We start from the raw sequence: 19,681 nt of genomic DNA, 5'->3' as shown, positions 1-19,681 counted from the left end.
CGACGTGGGGGTCGCACGCTCGAATTTGTGACGCAGTCCGCCGTTGGCGTGTAACGCATGTCAACACAACTGCGACGACCGCAACGGCAATGAATAAGGAACGGAGGCTAAGTTGTCGAATTTGCATCAGGCGTCGCAGGTTCCAGTTCTGTTCGGCGAACTATGTTTCTCACCAGGGATGCTGGGTGAGAATAGGTTGGTTGGGGTTGTTCTCAATGGCGTGGGGCATGTGGGGGCGTCTGGGAACACTCTGTGGCAAACATGCAGTAAAAATGCTGGTCGCACGCTTAGTACCACCCGTGGGAGGATGCGATGCAAGCAATGCCTTAACTGGTGATAACACGTCAGAATGAGTTGTTATCACTGGTTGCATGATACGCAGGTTGCGGTATTCGGTGAGCATGGTCCGGCGGGGCGGTTTACGAGGCGTGCGTTTGAATACGGTGTCTGTTGTGCATTCCGTCGACAGAGGGGGCTCGGTGACCTGCCAAATCGCCTTGGGTGTGTTTTTTGTCAAGTGTCAGGCGAGAGGATGTGATTTCTACTTGTTCAGTTGCAGTACGTGGTGGTGTTCTTAAGTTTTGATCGTGGTTGCTGCTGGATCCGTGGGGACGGTCAGTTGAGGCTATCCTCGTTGCCGGGACCTTCGGTTCAGTGGGTGGTGTCTACATCTATTAAATGAATGGGTATTTGATGCGGAGAGAAGGGCTCATGCTGATTATCTTTGCAGGCTGCTTTGGGGGTGGCAAACAAAAAGCAATGCAATCTTCGACTAACCTTCGGGGTAATGTTTTGCGGTCCTAAATGTGCGTACTCGACAGATACTTGCGTGCTGGCCTTGAATGCCCAAGCGGAGCCCGCATCAAGCGTTGGTTCGCGGCTGCAAAATGATGTGCGTATCGTAAAGTCGGTTCGTCCGAGGCACCGCCCCAAAGAAATCAACAGATCCCATTCGACATAAGCTCCAACCCATTGCCAAACCATCGATGGGGTGACAATGTTCTGAACGCGTTCGGTCGAATCCTCACGCGTCGATTGACGGGAATCTTATCCGCTTTCATGATTACTTAACCCGGGAAGCCAACATTGCAAATGTATGGTAGTCGGCCAAAGCTCGGTTGGTCGCTTGCATTTAAAATGCGTTCGACGCTCGAAGCAGCGGTCAACAACTTGGAGCTCGGCAAGCCGGAACTTGCAACCACAATGTCTCGAGACGTAGCCTGCTGAGCCAATTGTCGTGGCAAGGCGGCTAGGCGATCCCTTGGAACTCCATCTGCCGCCACCGATGGAGGGTGGTAGCGTGTCGTTATAGAAGGCAGCGTTTGCGTACTAGCGAAGACTCTGCCGCAACACAAATTTTGTGGCAAACAGGGATCTAGAAATTTTGGCCCACTTCTCGTGTGGCGTACCGTGAACCTGCTCGCGACCTGAGACGGTACCGTCCAAGCGGGCAAAACTCCCGCAGCGTAAACTGCGGAAGCATTGCCTCGGCATCACGCAGTTTATGCTGCGTGACGTTCATATTGAGTTGACGCTATCGTCCGCCCATGCTGCTTTCAATCTGCTTCTGGATCTTTTCCAGATTGAACGAACCGGGAGTTTGGCTCGGCGGGAAATCCTTCAACGTCATCAGGAATTTACCTGCAAACTGCTGCATTGGAGCCAGGACGTAGACGCGTGACAAGAACCAATCGTTGTAGGTATTCGAATTGTGCTGTGCCTTTTCAAACGGATCACGGCGAAGGTTGAATAGCAATGGCACGCGGAGTTCGGTGAACGGTTCACGCCAAACTTCAAAAGCGACACCACGGTTCTCTAGGAACACGGCTTTCCAAGCGTCGTAGCGAATCGCGACGATTTGACCGTCATCGTTCACATACATGAATTCACGACGCGGTGATTCATCGACCTTACCTGTTAGGTAGTCGAGTTGGTTGTAACCGTCGATGTGGTTCTTGTAGGTACGCCCGTTGAGTTCAACTCCCTTGAGCAGCTTGTCCTTGATATCGGGAGCCCCGGCGACAGCCGCGAAAGTTGGCAACCAATCTTCGTGAGCGACGATGCCGTTGAGCGCGATGCCAGCAGGAAACTTACCGGGCCAGCGAACATAACAAGGAACGCGATAGGCGCCTTCCCAGTTCGAGTTCTTTTCGCTACGGAACGGTGTCGTACCGGCATCGGGCCAAGTGTTGTAGTGGGGGCCGTTGTCGGTGGAATATTGTACGATCGTGTTGTCGGCGATACCCAGTTCATCCAGGAGATCCAACAATTCGCCAACTTGCATGTCGTGTTCGATCATGCCGTCGGTGTACTCATCGTTTCCTTTGTGTCGGTGTTCCTTCTTCACATGCGTGCGGAAGTGCATCCGGGTTCCGTTCCACCAGCAAAAGAACGGCTTGCCCGCTTTGTGCTGCCGCGTGATGAAGTCCTTAGCCGCAGCGATGGTTTCCTCATCGATCGTTTCCATTCGCTTCTTGGTCAATGGTCCAGTATCTTCGATCTTTCCATCGGCACTCGCCTTGATGACGCCTCGTGGGCCAAAGACTTGCAAAAACGTTCGCCCATCGGCCATTTTCATGTCGGCGGGATAGTCTTCGTTTTCGGGTTCTTCCTCCGCATTCAAGTGATAGAGATTCCCGAGAAACTCATCAAATCCATGCTGCGTTGGCAGGTGTTCGTCGCGATCGCCTTGGTGGTTCTTACCAAATTGGCCCGTCGAATAGCCGAGGCTCTTCAAGACGGTCGCCATTGTGACGTCGGTCTTCTGCCAACCTTCTTTTGCGCCCGGCAGACCGACTTTCGTCATTCCACTTCGGACGGGCACGCTGCCACCGATAAACGCAGCTCGCCCGGCTGTGCACGATTGTTGTCCGTAGTAGTCGGTGAAGAAAATACCTTCTTTAGCGACACGATCGATGTTAGGCGTCTTGTAGCCCATCATGCCGCGGTTGTAATCGCTGATATTTTCGGTGCCGATATCGTCACCCCAGATGACAAGGATATTCGGCTTGTCCTGAGCGGTGGCGGAGAGGCAAAGCCCTGCCGCCAAGAGGAAACTTGTTAGCTTGATTTTCATGGTTGTGGGTTCTCACATAACGTTGTGCCCGTGCCAAGCACGTAGCGGGAAAACAAAAGCAAAGGCGGACAACAAGCGACCAGCTTTGCTACAAATTTATTGGCCCCCAATGGAGGTCAAACTCAAACGGAAACAGATCGTAAACGAACACGTTTTTCGATATTTGCGATACAAAACACAAAAATCCAGCAGTCTCCGCTAAACTGCTGTCCCGGCGTGGTTACTTTCCGCGGTTGGCGGAACGGCAACCGGGACCGTGTTTTCAAACAGCACCGGGGAATACTGATGCGTCTCACCAGCGTTGAAGCGGTAGAAATAATCAACCCCCATCCCGGTCGGCCAGCGATCGAAGGGGCCTGCAACTGTCGTTTCCCTGTCGGGCGTGTTATGGTTCTTGCCGTACCACCACGTCGTATAACCGTTCCCCTTCAAGACGCGGCCGATCGTTGCCGTCGTCGGTTGGATCAACGTCGAGTCGTTCGGATATCCCGTCGCCCATTCCATCAGGAATCCGTTACCGGTGTCGTGATGGTTGCGACCGGTCAGCAGCGCGGCTCGCGAGGGACCGCAGATCGCGGTCGTGTGGAAGCGGTTGTAACGCAGACCTTCCGAAGCGAGTTTGTCGAGATTCGGCGTAGGGATCAAACCATCTAAGGTCGAGGTTTGCCCAAAGCCGACGTCATCCAAAAGGCTCACAATTACATTGGGCGCCCCATCGGGCGCGGGCACAGGTTCCTGCCAATCCGATTTTGATTCCTCGTGGGTCTTGCCAATCTTTCCTTCAAAAGGAGAGAGAGGTATCGGCAAACGAGTCCGGTCGGGCTGCTGCGCGAAACATCGGCTATCGTTGAACAACAAGCCGCATACTAACAAGCACTGCAGGAAACAAAACCGTCGCATATATGGGGTCCTTGTCGGGGATAATTGAATGCGATTATGTGTCGAATAATCTGTAATGAAACGCAGCGACGATGCGTCGGGTTGCGGCCTTAAAGTCATTGCGAACCGCTAAAGGGAAACGTACGCGATATTTCTCGTCTCACTGCCAAAAAACGGAGTCGTTTCCTTCAGTTGCTGCCAGTATCACTACGATTGTTCCGGCGCGCGTGTGAGATTTCTCGAAAACTTCACGTAGGCTGCAGCATTTCGGTGGAGGCAATTCATTTGCCTGCGGCATCGCTCGCGATATCCATGCGAAGAGATGGATTACAAAAGTGGCTGCCCCAACCATAAGTGTCGCTTGCTCGCGGTGTGAATAGTGTTTGTCAGTTGAAGGCTGGTGGAAATGGGGACCTACGCCACGGGCGTGCCCTGCAACCGATTACCCTCTTTGTATAACCGAGGATTGCGCCGAGTTACATGTGTGCTTAGCCCCGAGTAAGCAAGGATTTGATATTTTTTTCTAGCGCAATATTACCCCTAGATTAACCACCGGTGCCTAAGGCAGGCAGAGATACTCGCGGCATGGGGGCTCTCGTTGGAAAGATAATCAGCTAGCCTAACTAGTGAGAATTGCTGTGGTGAATCGGTGAGAGGCAGGTTTTCGGCACGTGTTGCGACGCGAGCATACCGGCGGACCAACCAAAAGGACAGCGATTGATGTCGCCCGGAAGATGCTGATCTGAGGCGGCTGAGAGGGTAGGGCGGTACTGAGACTGGTGGGGGAGTCTACTGCGCGGTCCACCAAACGATAACGCTCAGTAAACCGCGGCCTAGGGTTTCGGTGTCACGGTGAAGCAGTGTTTGAAACGGAGGCGTCAGCTGGCAACGGGACGGCAACGCGTGAACGTTGATTTGGCCAGCAAAAACCTTTGACAACGCTTGGAATTGCGGCGAGGGAATACCCTGCGCCGCGGAGAGCGTTACTGAGGTTTAACTGAGAACCACGTCGCGTTATTCTCCAATCGTCTGTTCGAGCGACAATAGCTCCAACAGATCGTCTTCCTCGTCGTCGTCGCCAGGGTCAGCAAAGGCGCTGTCGACAGCTGCCGACCAAGCATCGACCGGGGCGGAATTGGAAGGTGCTTCACCGGACGGCTTAGCAGTTTTCGACAACGCGTTGATAACTTGCAACGCATCCAACGGTGTGATGTTGCCATCGCGCGAAACGTCCAGGTAGTAGCCACCAAACGATGCCAGTGCGCGAAGCGGTTGGCTGACTTGGTTCGTCTTGCCACGGTTGAGTGCGTTCAGGACATGCAACACGTCTAACGGGGTCACAACCCCATCGGCGTTCGTGTCATAGGGATTCAGATCGTTCGTTAACGAACCCAGAGCGGTTGGGCCGCCGCTGTCGACCGAGACGGGCGGATCGAAGTTGCCAAATAGCGGCAAGGCGAAGTCGTCGCCAAACTGCGCGATCCGGTCGTTCCCCAGCGGGGCAGGGCTGAACGGATCAAAGACCGTGCTCGGTAGCGTCGTCACCAACGGCACCGCGGGGAGATTGTCGGAGATCAGGAAGTGGAACTCGCCCGCTTCTTTTGGCAGCTGACCCTCGCGACCTGGCACCCACATCGCGATGTCATCGGCCCCGTCGAGATTAAAGTCACCAGCCACCGGACGCTCGTTGAAGCCACTGAAGCCGTAGGTCAACGTGTCGTTGATCGTCGTGTGATCGCGATTTAAGTCGAACTGGAAGACGCCGGTGTCGTTGTTGTAGGTTGCGAGGTCGTCGGCGCCGTCGCCGTTGAAGTCGCCCACAACGGGAAGCCCTCGCAGGGTGCTCGCAAATTTTTCACCCACGTCGATGCGGTTGTTGCCGTTGACATCGAGGTACCAGTTTTGCCCGTCGAATAGGCCGATCTCGTCGCCGGGATGGGCTGCACTAAAGTCGCCGGCAACCGGGATTCCGTTCACTTGATAGGCGGCGGGCATGTTGCTGACGAAATCATGCACGCCGTCGTCGTCGGTATCCAAGAAGAATTGATAGACGCCGTTCCAGGCTCCGTAGGAACCAACTTTATCGAAACCACTCGCCGACGGGGCACCGACGCCAGCAAAATTGCCGACGAAGTAGGCGTCGGTGATGTTGCCGAAGTTGTAGACAAAGTCGCGGTTGGTGGCGTCGTTGTCCTGCCCCTCGGGATCCCAGACGAAGTTGCCGTTGATATCGGCGTAGACCAAGCCCTGCGACCAGGTTGCGACTTCGGGGCGGCTGTCGACAGTAAAGCGAGCGATAAAGTCGCCGCCAGGAATCAAATCGCCCGTCGGGAAGAAGGGAGTGCCAACGGGTTCGGCTGCGTTGTTTTCACCATCCAACGCGTTCCCCGCCGGATCGATGATGTTGTCCTTCAGCGTCAATGTAAAGCGATCGTCGGGCAACGGTTCGGCAAACGTCAGGCTGATGAATCCAGTGGCGATGCCGCCTGGAACCAAAGGATCCGACGTAAAGGAGACGTTGGTGATCGGGATGATTCCCGAGTGATCGCCTGTCAATACGATCGGTGCCAGCGGCGGAACGTTTGATACCGCCGCGTACAGGAAGGCTGCGGTTCTAGCTGGGAAATCTTGCAGGTCGATCGTCAGTCCATTCACCGCCGGCGTCGGCCCCTGATTGACATTGTTCGGCTTCAACGTGAACAGGTTGTAATCGGGCGACCCGGTGATGAAGACGTTTGTCACTTGCGGGCCCGCGGTATCGATAAAGATATCGAGCGTCTGAACCACCGCGCCGCCGGGGTTCTGATTTCCGGCGGGGTCTTCGGCGGTGATCAAGATCGTTCTCAGACCGTCGACAGGCAGCGCACCCAAGCGCGTTGGATCGTTCATGTTGACGGTCGACGTTAGCTGCCAGCGACCAAACGGTTCCTGATTCGTTCCGTCCAACGGACTGGCAACGGTTTGCCCGATCAGAACATCCGCCGGAGTGAGCGTGCCGCTGAAGTCGACGTCGACGTACGCTTTGACGATCGCATCGGCTTCGGCATGTCCCCAGAAAGTCGGCGTCAGGTCGTTGGTGATCCCATCGTTGAATGTCGCGGGCAGTCCCGGATCTCCCGAATCGCTGTCGGGATGCAGCCCATCGTCTGTGATAGCCGGGTCGCCAAAGAAGAGCGTCGGACCGTTGGTATCGACGACGATCTCCAACGAAGCGCTGCGGACGCCAAACGCAGTGTCGTTAGCAAACGCGTCGATCGACGGATCGATCATCTCGACTTTTGCGCTGATGAAGTGGCTGCCATCGGTCAGCGCCAACGCGGCGCCGCCAGGTATCACGTCGCGACCGAAATCAAAGATGTAAACGCCGGGCGTACCGGGCAATTGCCGCGCGTAACCGATTGGAGTTTGCGGTGCGGTCCCTGGTTGTTGCGGACTGCCTTCGATAAAGACGGCGACACGGAAGCCAGCGTTTGCGACCGCGGCCGCTCCCACGCCTGCAGTTTGCGAACCGTTAAACGGAATCGCGATGATCTCGTCAGCTGGATTGCCGGCCACCGAATCGCCGGGCAAATCGCGGAGCAGGATGTCGTCATCCAACCGGAAAGTGATGATCGGGGTGTTGTCCCGCGTGACGTTGTCCAGTTGCGAACGTCCGGTATCGGTTGTTTCGATGACAAACGTATCGGCCGTGGTCGGCGCGGCGATCAAACCCGCAGCGACGCCAAACAAACCGGTTCCACTGTTAAACGAAGTGATCACCGCGGTTCGTCCAATGTTGGGGCCGCTAGTGAATTCGACTGTCTTGCCGATGTAGTCGAAATTGGTCGGCGGGAGGACGCCGTTGGCCGGCGCTATCACGGCGGTGAAGCTGGTCGTTGTTGGCGCGGGGAGCGCAGCAACGGTTCCAACTTGCAAGATGTCGTTGAGTTCCAGATCGTACGGAACCGGCGGTGCTTCGTTCGTGATACTCAGTTCATATCCGTTGACGACCGCAGCATTCGGGGTTCCGTTTGCCGCGGCCCCGAAGACCGTGGCGAAGTAGGTTTGCCCAGCCACCACAGGGATTCGGACTCGCGCGTTCGCTGTTCCATCAGGGTTTCCGAACGCTCCCGCACCGCCGATCACATTGCCAGCCGAATCGAGGACGTTCAAGCCGAGCTGCCCGCCTTCGGGAAGCAACGCGGGGCTGTAGATTTCAAAGTAGGCGGTGACATCCAGCGTCCCCGTCTCCTGAGCGACGATCTGGAAGTAGTCGACGTCGGCGGGAACTCCAACGTGCTCGCCGAAGTTCGGGAAGATCGCCAGATTATCGACGTTCAACGAATCGCCATTGCCCAGGAACGTTGCCGTCGTGCGGAACTCATTCGGTTCATAAGCATCCGGGCCCAGAACCAACAGCTGCGGAACGCCGCCAGTGACGACGACATTGGGCGAGACGATTTCGACATCGATGTAGCTGATGTCGGGCATCGCGATCGCGTTGCGGAAGACACGTACCCGTCCCTCACCAGGATTCAGCCCAACTGCGTTGACTGCGAAATCACTGGCCGGCAACGTGCCACCGGCAGCTGTTGCGATCACCAACGCATCGCTTGCCCCCGGTTGGCCACCATCGATATGGATCTGCAGGTTTCCGTTGGCGATACCGCCAACCGTTGGGGCGGGGACAACGAGGAAGGTGTCGTTGCCAAGTCGTCCCGTCGCGGTGATTTGCTCGACATCGGCCGCCAAGACAACGGGCTTCCATCCGATCCCCGCGGCATTGGTTACCGTCGCGGTCCGGTTAGGCGAATCGATAAGGATCCGATCATGGCTGTTCGTTCCTTCGACGATCACCTGGTCGGCAACGCTACCCAACGCGCTAACGGTAAACGCGTCGGTTACTTCGCTGAAGTTAAACGTTGTGTTGTCGGCTTCATTCCGGAACGTACCGGCTTCCACGCCGCTGGGGCGATAGGTCAGCGAGTCGTCGTTGTTGGTCAGACTAGCCGTCAACGCCGCCCCGTTCGCAGCGATGTTAACCGTCTCGATACCGGTGATTGCAACCGGTCCGAAGCCAAACTCGGTGACGGTTCGGGCAGCAAGGTCCGCGGTGATCGCGTTGCCCGAGCCGACGAAATCGAGAACATCGCTGCCGTTGTCGGGGCTGCCACCGTTGATCGCGACGCCCGATGTGAAGGGATGGTTGCCGGCGACAGTGATCGAATCGTCGCCAGTCCACGCGTCGACGACTAAACCTTCGACGTTCTGCTGATCGATAACAATTCGCGACTGACCGCTGGAGAGCGTGTGGCTTACGCTGCCTGTCGTCCCGGCGACGGCGATCGCGTCGACAAACTCGGTTCCGCGAACCGTCAACGTGTCGTTGCCCGTTTGGCCGTCAATCGCCACACCACCACCGAGCCCGATGTCGGAATACTGCAGCGCTAACAGGCTGTTAACCGCGACGGTCCCGCCATCGGGATCGCGGCCGGGCGTGTGGGTAATGAAGTCGTCGCCAGCCGGCGCAACGACTGTCAATTGATCATCCCCCGCTTCGCCGTCATAGACCAGCGTTTCGACGCCGCCGGATTCCGGAATCGGTATGCCAACCATCGGTGCTGGAATGATACCGATATTGATGATCGTGTCATCGCCAGGAACGTAGCCGCCCGTTCCATTTTCGTCCAACACCAGCGTCCCGCCATCGACGGCGGTCGGCGTATAGATGATGGCATCGGTGCCGGTCGACGGAGTTTCGAATTCCAAGCGATCTCCCTTGGGGAAAGGCCCCGCCGCCGGTGTGCCTCCCAAAACATCGACGATCATGTTCCAGTTGGCGTTGTTGTTCGCGGGGGCCCGGATCACGATATCGTCGTCGCCGGCTTTGGCATCGATCACCAATTGCGGCGTGTCTTGCCAGAGGATCTGCAGGCCATCGTTAACGCTTGTGGTAAAGTCTTGCACGCCGGGCGTTGCGTTGACAAATTGCACCGGCCCCGTCAAACCATCCCGCGCGATCACGGTGATTTCATCGTCGTCGGTTGTCCCGGTGAGATAGGCTTTGATCGCCCCGATCACGCCCAATGCTTCGATGTGGTCAAAGCTGACTCGCTGGTTGCCAGCGACAAACAGGCTTCCCTCGTCGGTTTCTGGGCCTAGTTCGGAGACGACAGCTCCGCCGCCTGCCAACAGGTTCAGCGTGTCGCCAGCGGAACTACCAATCGGATCGCCGCCATCGATGAAGACCGGAATGTTCGGATCGGAAGTTACGTTAAACGTGTCGTCTGCAGCACCGCCCCAAACCTCGACCGCTTCGGTGTTGGCATTAACAAAGTTGACTGTCTCCAACACGCCATCGGAGATCAGCCCGGCGGGTAGATCGACATCGATCGTGTCAGCACCGCTGGTGTAACGAACCTGCAGAACGTCGTCGCCGGTTTGCTGGTCGATCGCAAGCGTCGCGGTGTTGCTGAAGTTCACCGCCGGTGCCGCGGCGTTGTTGACCAGAGTTCCCGCATTGGCACCCGTGAGCGTGACCACCGTGTGATCGTTTCCGAGTCCCGTATCGACGTCCAAATTGTGCCCCGCGGCGTCGGTATTCACTACCTCGATGCCAACTAAACTGACAGCCGCGAAGGTCGCTTCGCCGATCGTATTGGATCCGAGATCGACGGTGACCAAATTTGCGAGCGTCGCCGATGCGGTGAACTCAACGGTATCGCTGCCTCCGTCGGGATTCCCTCCTTCGACAACCAGAGTTGCAAACGGATGATCGCCCGGGATCACGAACGTGTCATCGCCGTCGAGTCCCTGTAGCGTCAGCGATCGAACGCCAGCAGTTGCCATCCGTGGTGCGACCAAAAAGCCGAGCGCATCGGTCGCCGTGACGTCGCCGGTCGATGTCAATGCGAACCTGTTGCTGACATCGGTGCCACGAATCGAAAGCACATCGGTCGGATTGCCGGACGCATCGGCGAAAGTAAGTGCGGGTGGGCCGCCGGCATAAACATCGGTGTACGTCAAAGGCATCAGTTGCCCACCGACGTTGCGAACCGCTTCGATCGCACCGGATGAACCGTCGCTGCCAGGTCCGGGAGTGAATTCGAGAATGTCGATCCCAGCTGGGGTTGTGTACGTCAGCGTGTCAACGCCTCCCTGCCCGTCGATTGCTGTCCGTTCAACCATCATCAGCGTGATCGGAACCAAACCGGCTCCCGTGATGATAGCGTCGTCGTCGGAGGTCGGAGCAAAATCGATCGTGTCATTTCCGACGGTGCCACTGACAATCGCTACGTCGCTCCCAGTGGTCGGGTCGCCGCCGATCACGGTGATCCCGGTCAAACCGGTCGGCGTGGCTGGATTGTTGAGACTGATCTCGTCGCTTCCACCAGCCGCCTGGATGATCAACGTTGTCTTGTTGGCAAAGTGGATCGGTTCAAAACCATCAACGGCGACCTTGCCCCACGCCGGATTCAATTCGCTCTGGCTGTAGGTGATCGCGTTCGCTGCGTTGTCGGCGATGATCGTCAAGGTCGCGGCGGGGACTAGGTCGATCACCGGTTCGAGACCGGTGAAGTGAATCACTTGTGTTTCGCCGTCGCGAACATGCGTCACCGTTCCCGCGTCGACAGTGGGGCCAACTTGGTAAGTCGACAAATCGACAGCGTTGGGGCCGGTCAACATCAACTGATCTTGCCCCGAACCGCCGTGATAGCTGATCCCGCCGGGCATGTTGCTAAGCCCATCGGTATTGTCGAGGATCAACGTGTCGTTTCCTGCACCGCCAAACACGTTAACGGTATCGATGCTGATATCGGCACCAACTCCGCCTCCCTCGCGGCCCAGAATCGTGATCTCATCGTTGCCGTCCCCAAAATCAAAGTTGACGACGTCGATATTGTTGATGTCGCGGATCCCGTACAACAGCATGCCGCTTGCCGTATCGGAAACGTTGACGATATTGTTGCCGACTGTCCCGTCGAGCGTGAAGTTGACGACGACGGTTTCGTCGCCACTGGTGTCTGGCGTCGTACCGTCGGTTCCCAGCAGCGTCAACGTATCGGTGTCGTTCGCGAATCCGTCGTCATCATTGATGATGATGTCGGTGTTCGCCACATAGTCGATGTCGACGATCGGTGTCCCAAAGCTGGCGTTGGTGACGATCAACTCGCCGTTATCCGGGCCGCTTGGTTTCACGACGATGTTTTCGCTGACCGCGCCACCAAACAGCGAGGTGTTGTAGATCAGTAGGTCGACCTGATCGCCATCGGTCCCGGCCGGCAGACCTTCATTGTAGAAGACATCGATATCCCAACCCTGCGGACGGTCGTCGGCGTAAGGCGAGATCTCAAGCGTGTCGACTTCGTCGCCGCTGTCGTAGTTCAGGAAGACAACGTTGCGGAATCCATAGACTTCGCTGTCGTTAAACGTCCACTGGAATTCGTTGTCGCCATCGGAATCGGGCTGGAACTCGGGTTGAGCACCTGGAATCGGGGCTGCCGTAGAATCGACGTCGCGTCCCACGATGACAAGGTTATCGGTCTGGGGAGTTCCGTTGTTGTTATCGCCGAAGAAATTGACAGTCTGACTGGCTGGGCTCGGCGTGGCGAGCATCGTTTCGATCGAAGCAAAGGTGACCGGTTGGGTTGGGTTCCCGGCGATAGTCGATGTGATCGAAATGTTGGGCGGCGTCGCTTTGTCGCTGAACACATTCGCTTCGTTGGGAAGGTTCAGGTTCAACGTATCCCCTGGCAACGCGGGTGCCACCGGATTCCCGCCATCGACAAAAATATGGGTGTCGACGCTTGGAGAGACGTTAAACGTGTCGGCGCCGTCGAGTCCACGGACGTCCAGATCGGGAACCGAACCATCGTAGACAACCAGATTGGCACCAAAGGCTACGCTGGCGTCATCGATGTCGAAAACATCGGCTCCATTGGTTCCATCGACGACCAGATCCGCGGTTGTGTTCCCGCCAAAGGTGTTTGTGGTGATGTTCCCCGAACCGTTGACGATCCGAATACCGTAGTTGTCATTGTTGGTGATCGTACTGCCGGTCACGTTTGCCGTTCCGCCAACGCTCAGGATTCCTCCACCGCCGCCGGGTGCATTGTTCGCCGTGTTGTTGTCGATCGTCACTCCACCATTGACGTTCAGCGTTCCGCCGTCGTTGAAGATGCCGCCGCCTCCCTGATCGAATCCGCTGCCGCTGGCGACATTGCCGGAAATCACGGTGCCGCCATTGACGGTCATGGTTCCCGCCCCGTTCCACAAACCGCCTCCCTCTGCCGCAGCGGAGTTTCCACTGACGCTGCCGCCTGTGATCGTGGCGTTCCCGTTGCCGGTGATGTGCAAGCCGCCACCATTTCCAGGAGCTGCGGTCGCCGGAGCAACGCCCGCATTGTTGTTGTCGAGCGTGACGTTGGTGAGGACCGTCGTCGATCCGGCGGCAGCTTCGATTCCGCCCCCGGCGCGATTGGCGGAATTGCCAGAGATGGTCGATCCGGTAACGTTCAGGGCTCCATCGTTAAAGATTCCACCGCCGCTGCCGGCGCCGGTGATCGCCACGTTTCCGGTAACAATCGTGCCCGCAACGACGTTCAGCAATCCGCCACCACGGTTATAGATCCCGCCGCCGCCGTCCAACGGACCTGCGCCGCCAGTCGCCGTATTGTCGACGATCACGGTTCCACTGATCGTTGCCGTCGTCGGGGTCCCGCTTGTCGCGTTGTCGATCAGAATTCCACCGCCTATGCCCGCGGTGTTGTTCGAGACGGTGCCGCCGGTGATTCCCAGCGTTTCGGTCTCGGTAACCCACAAGCCGCGTCCGGCGTTGGCGGTGTCGAGTGTGACGTTTGTGATCTGCACCGCATCGTTATTGGCTAACCCGCCATTGATCGTTAATGCAGCAGCAAATCCCGCATCGAGCGTTTGGACTTGCAGTTGATCGCCCAGATCGCCGAGGTTAACTGTCAGCGAAACCGTCGGGTTTGGAATCACCGTATCTTCGAAGGTCGCCCCGTTGTCGATGATCTCGATCTCACCCGCGTTGGCACTGTTTTGCAGCGTCGCGTTGTTGATGCTGGCAGCTGGCAGATTCAGGATTGTGTTGGCTGCGTCTCCCGCGTCGATTGGTTCCAAACCGGTGTAAGTGATCACCGTCCCATCGAGATCGATATTGCCATTGTTTCCGTTGGCATCGGCGGTTGTGTAGGTAAGCGTTTGGTTCGTCGCAGGGGCCATGTTGTTGATGATCGACAACACATCGCCAGTCGCTGAGGTCTGCGTGCCGCCGTTGAAAACGATCGGACGGACGATGTTGCCGCCGTTGAAATTGACGCTGAGCGAGTCGTTACCGCCGCGGGTGTTGAAGCGGATTTCGCCTGTCACGTCGGCGATCGGGACCAAGATGTCCGCACCGTCCTGCGTCGTGCCCGGTCCCGCGAGCAAAGGGTTTGCCGGGTCGCTGATCCGATAGTTGCTGCCTTCGACGACGATCGTAAGATCATCGTTGCGGCTGCCATCGGCATCGTCGTAGATCAGATTGCCCGCGCCGTCGACAGTCACGCTGGATCCTAAAACCAAAGCGTACGCGCCGGTGTCGCTCGCCGTGGGAGTGTTCGCTCCCGCCAAGCGATCAAACACGCTGCCGGCGACTGCATAATAGGTTGCTCCCGCGGTAGCCGTGAAGCTGGTCATCGTCGGACCACCGGCGAGAAAGTCGCCATCGCCATCCCAGATCGTCACGTAAGAGGACAAGGTGGAGCCAGCGGTTGGCAACTGCCGTACTACGTATTCGCCACTATCAGCCGCGGTAAACCGAAACGCGTCGCGATCGCCGGCGAAGTCGATCGAGCCGCCGTTGATATAGGTCGGGGAGTTCGCGGAAACATTGGCAGTGAGCGTCGTCTCCATCGGAAGCGTCTGCGAACTATGCAGATCGTTGGGAACAACCGCTGCGGCGCCAACGTTGGCGATCAATCGCTGCGTCTCACTGTACTCCACTCCAACTTCGGGACTGCCATGCACCAAGACTTCGCTGCTGAACCGACTATCGAGCTGCTGGTTCTGCGTTGCGGTCGTCACGATCTGTTGCTGCGTAGCATCGCTTTCGGTCGAATGCGATACACCAAAAGTGTGCCCCGCTTCGTGGCTGATCGTATCGATCAGCTCACGCAACTGGAATTGCGCATCGTCGTTAAACGCACCATCGCGATGCGGGGGGAAGAATGCGTACGCGGTATCTCGAATCAATTGATCGAGGTCGACGTTTGACGCCACACCGAAGGGTTGCCCCGTCTCTCCCGGGATCTCATCGCGGTCCTGGGCGACGGTCATCACCACGGTATCCTCCGCATCGAACAGAGCCGAAAGGACGCCTTGGTTATCCCAAAACACGTTCACATCAAAAGGTGCAAAGTCTTCGCGTACGCCAGCCAGCGTTTGCAGGACCTGTTCGTGAACGTTGCCTCCCGCTCCGCCGCTGGTGTCGAACCCGGCAAACGCGCCAAATCCAAACCCGTCGTAATTCGCAGAGGGCAAATCGTATCCCTGCCCCGACGCCACCGTCCCGCCATCGAAATCGAGGATCAGGTCGGCCGCCAACAACTGTCGCAATTCTAACGCTTCGTGCCTCAGCAACCTTTTGATCATTCCACGCCGTGAAAACATCTGCTTCCTGCGAAGTTGTTCTTTCCGTCCCGCAGAGCTCAATAGATTGCGAATGCTCACTTCACGTACCTCGATGATAAAACTAGGTGCAAGAACTTGGACTGGCCGATTTGGAGGCTTGGGCGGCGACTTGGGAGAGTGATGAAGAGGAATCGCTACAATTGTGTTTCTCCCAACGATCGCTCCTACCATTAAACTTGGCACCTGTACGCGTGGCAACTAGTTTGTAGGGAAAAACACCGTCCGCTCTGGTGGTCGGCGAGCGTAGCTCAGCTTGCCCCTTGGTTTTCCCGGGTTATTACAGCCCGGTGCCTGCGGAGGCTTGGTAGAAAAGATGTGGCACAGCTCTTCACTGTTGGCTGCCGTGATCGCGGCAAACCTTAGCAGCGTTGCGGTGCAACGGCGTGATGCAAAATGATCCGCCCGACCTCGGAAGCGGCTAACTATTTGATCAACCGCGCAGAGAAAGCTTTTTCGCGCGCGGCGCCGACGCGTCCTATACTTTCCCGGATCCCTCGTGCCGTAACAGGTCGAACCGAGGTGTCATCGACGTCATCCACACATTCGGATTAATCCGCTTTTTGGCGGTGCCTGCCGAGTGTTTTTGCTGGAAGAATTGCCGAGCGAAGCGACGCGTGTGCAATTCTTCATACCAGCTGGCGGCGTCTATAAGAATGAACCACTAATTGCGACCACGTCCCATGCCTGAACCTGGCCCTAATGAAAATCTCGACGCCTTCGCTATCGCCAAAGACGCTCTGCGCCTGATCGGTCAGTTTAAGACCCCGCCGACGCCCAACGTCTACCGCGTGTGGTACCGATACGTCGAAGGGCAGGATCAAGAGCTGGTCCGGCAGTTGCAACCGGCGGTTAACGACGCGAGATCGGTCAGCGTCGGAATGCTTGAGTCGCTGCACTCACAAAGCCCCGATGTCGTCGACGATACAAACGCTAACATCGGTGAAGCCTTAGTCGCCGAGCTGAGCCGCTTTCAGAATCTACTTTCACAGCAACAAGCCGCCGGAGACGAGTTCGAAGGGACGATCGACACGGCCAGCAAACTCTTAAACACCAACTCTCCCACCGACAAGAACTCCGCCGATTGCATCGCGGTCATTAATGCGGGAGCGGCGTTGATGAAAGGCCAGTTGACCGAAGCGTCGGACAAACTTGCAGCTGCCAAAAACCAAATCGCAAAACTACAGACGGAACTGGCACAGTCGCGACGCGGGATGATGACCGACCATCTGACCGGAATTGGCAACCGCCGCTATTTCGATGCACACGTCCGTCAAACGCTTCAGAGCTTGGAGTATTGCAGTGGTGCCGTTTATCTGATTCTGATGGATGTCGACCACTTCAAGAACATCAACGACTCCTTCGGCCACGACGCCGGCGATCAAGTGATCCGCTTCATCGCAAGTGAGACTTCGCGGCGTCATCCCAACGTTTCGTTATCGCGGTTGGGAGGCGACGAGTTTGCTGTGATTCTGCAAACCAATTCATCGCTGGAAGCCGCCGAGTTTGCCGACGAGCTGCGGAAGTTTTTCGCCACGCAAAAGTTGAAGATCATGCCGTCGCGGACGCCGATGGGATCGATCCGGATCTCGATGGGCTTGGCCAGGTTGCGAGTCGACGATAACGAGCAGAGTTGGTACACGCGAGCCGATGCGATGCTGTACCGCGCCAAAGGGGCCGGCCGCGATCAGGTTGCGATCGAAGAAGAATGTATGCCGGTCTAGTCGTCGCTATCTAAAAGATGACGCAACATTCGCTGCGGCGCGTCTAGAAACGACTTCGTCACCCGATAGTGTTCGGTCTCTTCATACGCGACCGGTTCAATTCCGGTTTCGTTAAACGCGTAGATCTTCGCCTGCGGATAACTCATGATGATCGGCGAGTGAGTCGCGATCACAAACTGGGAATCGAGCCCCACCAATTGATGCAGCAGCACCAAAAACTCCAACTGCCGCTGCGGTGAAAGCGCTGCCTCGGGTTCATCCAGGAAATACAAACCCTGACCAAACCGGCTCTCGATCAAACTCATGAACGCTTCTCCATGCGATTGTTCATGTAGCGACCGCGCTCCGTAATTGTCGCCGACGCCCAGGTTCTCGATCTCCGTCGCCACGTTAAACAGACTCTCGGCTCGCAAGAACCAAGCGTCGGGGATCAGCGCGTGATATCGTCGCAATCGAAGAGCTTTATGCAATTCGGAATGACTCTCACGCGTCGCGAACAACATATTGCGGCTGCCCCCTTCGGCGTTCAATCCGTTGGCGATCGCCATCGCTTCGAGCATCGTCGATTTGCCCGAACCGTTTTCACCGACTAAGAAGGTCACTTGCGGATGCAGATCGAGCGATGAAAACCCGCGCAGCGCGGGCAGCTTAAACGCATAATGCTCTGGATCGTAGATCCGCGATCGGTCGAGAATGACCGATTCGATAAAGGGTCCCGGCGTCACGCCGCGTTTGATCTTGTTCATGCGGGCATTGTCGCCGAAGCCGTCGCCGCTGGCCAGCACCGTTGCGGTATCCGAATGCTCGTACCAACCGCCGAAGCCGCAAAACAAACTGCGAACTGCCGAATTGAGGCAACCCGCACGACGACGCTCATTCCTGCGGCAGACCCTTCCACCGTGCGCCCCGTTTCAACTCAGAATCTCGCGCACCACGTTCCCATGCACATCGGTCAGGCGGTAATCGCGGCCGGCGTGACGAAACGTCAACTGTTCGTGGTCGAGCCCCAGCAAGTGCAAAATCGTAGCGTGGAAATCGTGGACGTGGACCCGGTCGCTGTCGACGGCGATCCCCAAATCATCGCTCGCCCCGTGAACGATGCCTCCCTTAACGCCACCGCCAGCGAGCCACGAAGAGAAGACTTGGTGATGGTGTTCTCGGCCCGCATGGTCGGCCGTTTCGTGGTACGGCGTGCGTCCAAACTCGGTCGTCCAAACCACCAACGTGTCGTCCAACATCCCCCGCTGTTTCAGATCCGTGATCAACGCCGCGATCGGTCCGTCAACATTTTTCGCCAGCGGCAGATGCGTTTGCATATCGCCGTGCGCGTCCCAATTGTTAGACGACCCGACATCGATCAATTCGATAAATCGCACGCCCCGTTCAGCCAAACGACGCGCGACCAAACATTGCCAACCGAAACCACTTTTTTGTCCCGGCTGCAATCCATAGGCTTGCAGCGTCGCTGAGGATTCGCTCGAAAGATCCAACGCTTCGGGAGCTTCTTGCTGCATCCCAAACGCGGTTTCAAACGAACGGATGCGAGCGTCAAGAGCAGCCTCGTCGGGACGCGCTTCCGCATGTCGGCGGTTCGCCTGTGCCAGCAACGCCAACTCCATCTGCTGCAGGCTTTCCGATCCGACTCGCGGTTGAATGTTCGGAATGGGAGTATCCCCAGGGATGAATTGAGTCCCCTGGTGGCTTCCGGGCAAAAAATCGCTGCCCCATGTCTGAGCACCGGCATAGGGCGCTTGCGGGGCGACGACAACAAATGACGGCAGGTTGCGGTTGACCGTCCCTAAACCGTAGCTGATCCACGCGCCCAAGCTGGGTCGCGCGAAGGTCCACGAACCGCAGTGCATTCCCAACGTGCTTTCGTAGTGGTTGGTGTGATCGGTCGACATCGACCGAATCACGCACAATTCATCCACGATCTCGCGAGTCTTTGGAAACAGATCGCTGACCTCCGTCCCGCTCTCACCACCGGGACGAAACTGCCAGTCGGGCCGTTTCAAGAATCGCGGAAATTCGCCGATCTTGCCCTGCCAATTGTCGACGGTGATCTTCTTTCCATGCCCCGCATACAATTCCGGTTTCGGGTCGAAGGAATCGACATGCGAAACGCCTCCCGTCATATACAGCAGGATCACGCGTTTTGCTTTGGCTGGGAAGTGAGGCACCTTGGCCGCCAACGGATCATTGACAGCGGCGTGAGTGGCCGCCGATCCTTCTTCGGCGAGCATCGCCGCCAGCGCGATCGAGCCCAGCCCGCCGGCACTTCTGCGCAACAGTTCACGGCGTCCAAACACTGGCTTCATGGGGGATTCTCCAA

At 57.2% G+C, this 19,681-nt stretch carries 6 protein-coding genes; 1 reads left to right on the top strand and 5 read right to left on the bottom strand.

Annotated elements, in window-relative coordinates:
• Positions 1-1,534: 1,534 nt before the first annotated feature.
• The 3 genes from CA51_RS13015 to CA51_RS13005 form a co-directional block, all read right to left on the bottom strand.
• On the bottom strand, positions 1,535-3,076 hold the full coding sequence (locus CA51_RS13015) for an arylsulfatase (RefSeq protein ID WP_145121231.1): 1,542 nt from the start codon (positions 3,074-3,076) through the stop codon (positions 1,535-1,537).
• Positions 3,077-3,274: 198 nt separating this feature from the next.
• Positions 3,275-3,772: a sulfatase-like hydrolase/transferase gene (locus CA51_RS13010; protein ID WP_231745665.1), complete on the bottom strand. Its 498-nt coding sequence runs from the start codon at positions 3,770-3,772 to the stop codon at positions 3,275-3,277.
• Between the two features lie 1,197 nt (positions 3,773-4,969).
• Positions 4,970-15,607, bottom strand: coding sequence for a dockerin type I domain-containing protein (locus tag CA51_RS13005; protein ID WP_145121229.1), 10,638 nt, complete (start codon positions 15,605-15,607; stop codon positions 4,970-4,972).
• Positions 15,608-16,308: 701 nt separating this feature from the next.
• Here CA51_RS13005 and CA51_RS13000 point away from each other — a divergent pair.
• Complete coding sequence (locus tag CA51_RS13000) at positions 16,309-17,349, top strand: GGDEF domain-containing protein (RefSeq protein WP_145121227.1); 1,041 nt, start codon at positions 16,309-16,311, stop codon at positions 17,347-17,349.
• On the opposite strand, the gene CA51_RS12995 is transcribed toward CA51_RS13000, so the two are convergent.
• Together CA51_RS12995 and CA51_RS12990 are read right to left on the bottom strand one after the other, a co-directional pair.
• Positions 17,346-18,095 carry an AAA family ATPase gene (locus tag CA51_RS12995; RefSeq protein WP_145121225.1) on the bottom strand — a complete coding sequence of 250 codons (750 nt, stop codon included), beginning with the start codon at positions 18,093-18,095 and terminating at the stop codon, positions 17,346-17,348. The two genes, CA51_RS13000 and CA51_RS12995, sit on opposite strands and share 4 nt — an antisense overlap.
• 165 nt (positions 18,096-18,260) lie before the next feature.
• Entirely contained in the window at positions 18,261-19,667 is a 1,407-nt protein-coding gene (locus CA51_RS12990) for a DUF1501 domain-containing protein (protein ID WP_145121222.1), read from the bottom strand.
• Positions 19,668-19,681 lie beyond the last annotated feature (14 nt).

Source organism: Rosistilla oblonga, assembly GCF_007751715.1.
GTDB classification, from domain to species: domain Bacteria; phylum Planctomycetota; class Planctomycetia; order Pirellulales; family Pirellulaceae; genus Rosistilla; species Rosistilla oblonga.
This window is presented reverse-complemented; position numbering and strand designations above follow the sequence as displayed.

Bases quoted from the DNA above. Each gene is read 5' to 3' on its own strand.
- CA51_RS13015 (WP_145121231.1), bottom strand. From the start codon at position 3,076: ATGAAAATCAAGCTAACAAGTTTCCTCTTGGCGGCAGGGCTTTGCCTC.
- CA51_RS13005 (WP_145121229.1), bottom strand. From the start codon at position 15,607: ATGTTTTCACGGCGTGGAATGATCAAAAGGTTGCTGAGGCACGAAGCG.
- CA51_RS13000 (WP_145121227.1), top strand. From the start codon at position 16,309: ATGCCTGAACCTGGCCCTAATGAAAATCTCGACGCCTTCGCTATCGCC.
- CA51_RS12995 (WP_145121225.1), bottom strand. From the start codon at position 18,095: ATGAACAAGATCAAACGCGGCGTGACGCCGGGACCCTTTATCGAATCG.
- CA51_RS12990 (WP_145121222.1), bottom strand. From the start codon at position 19,667: ATGAAGCCAGTGTTTGGACGCCGTGAACTGTTGCGCAGAAGTGCCGGC.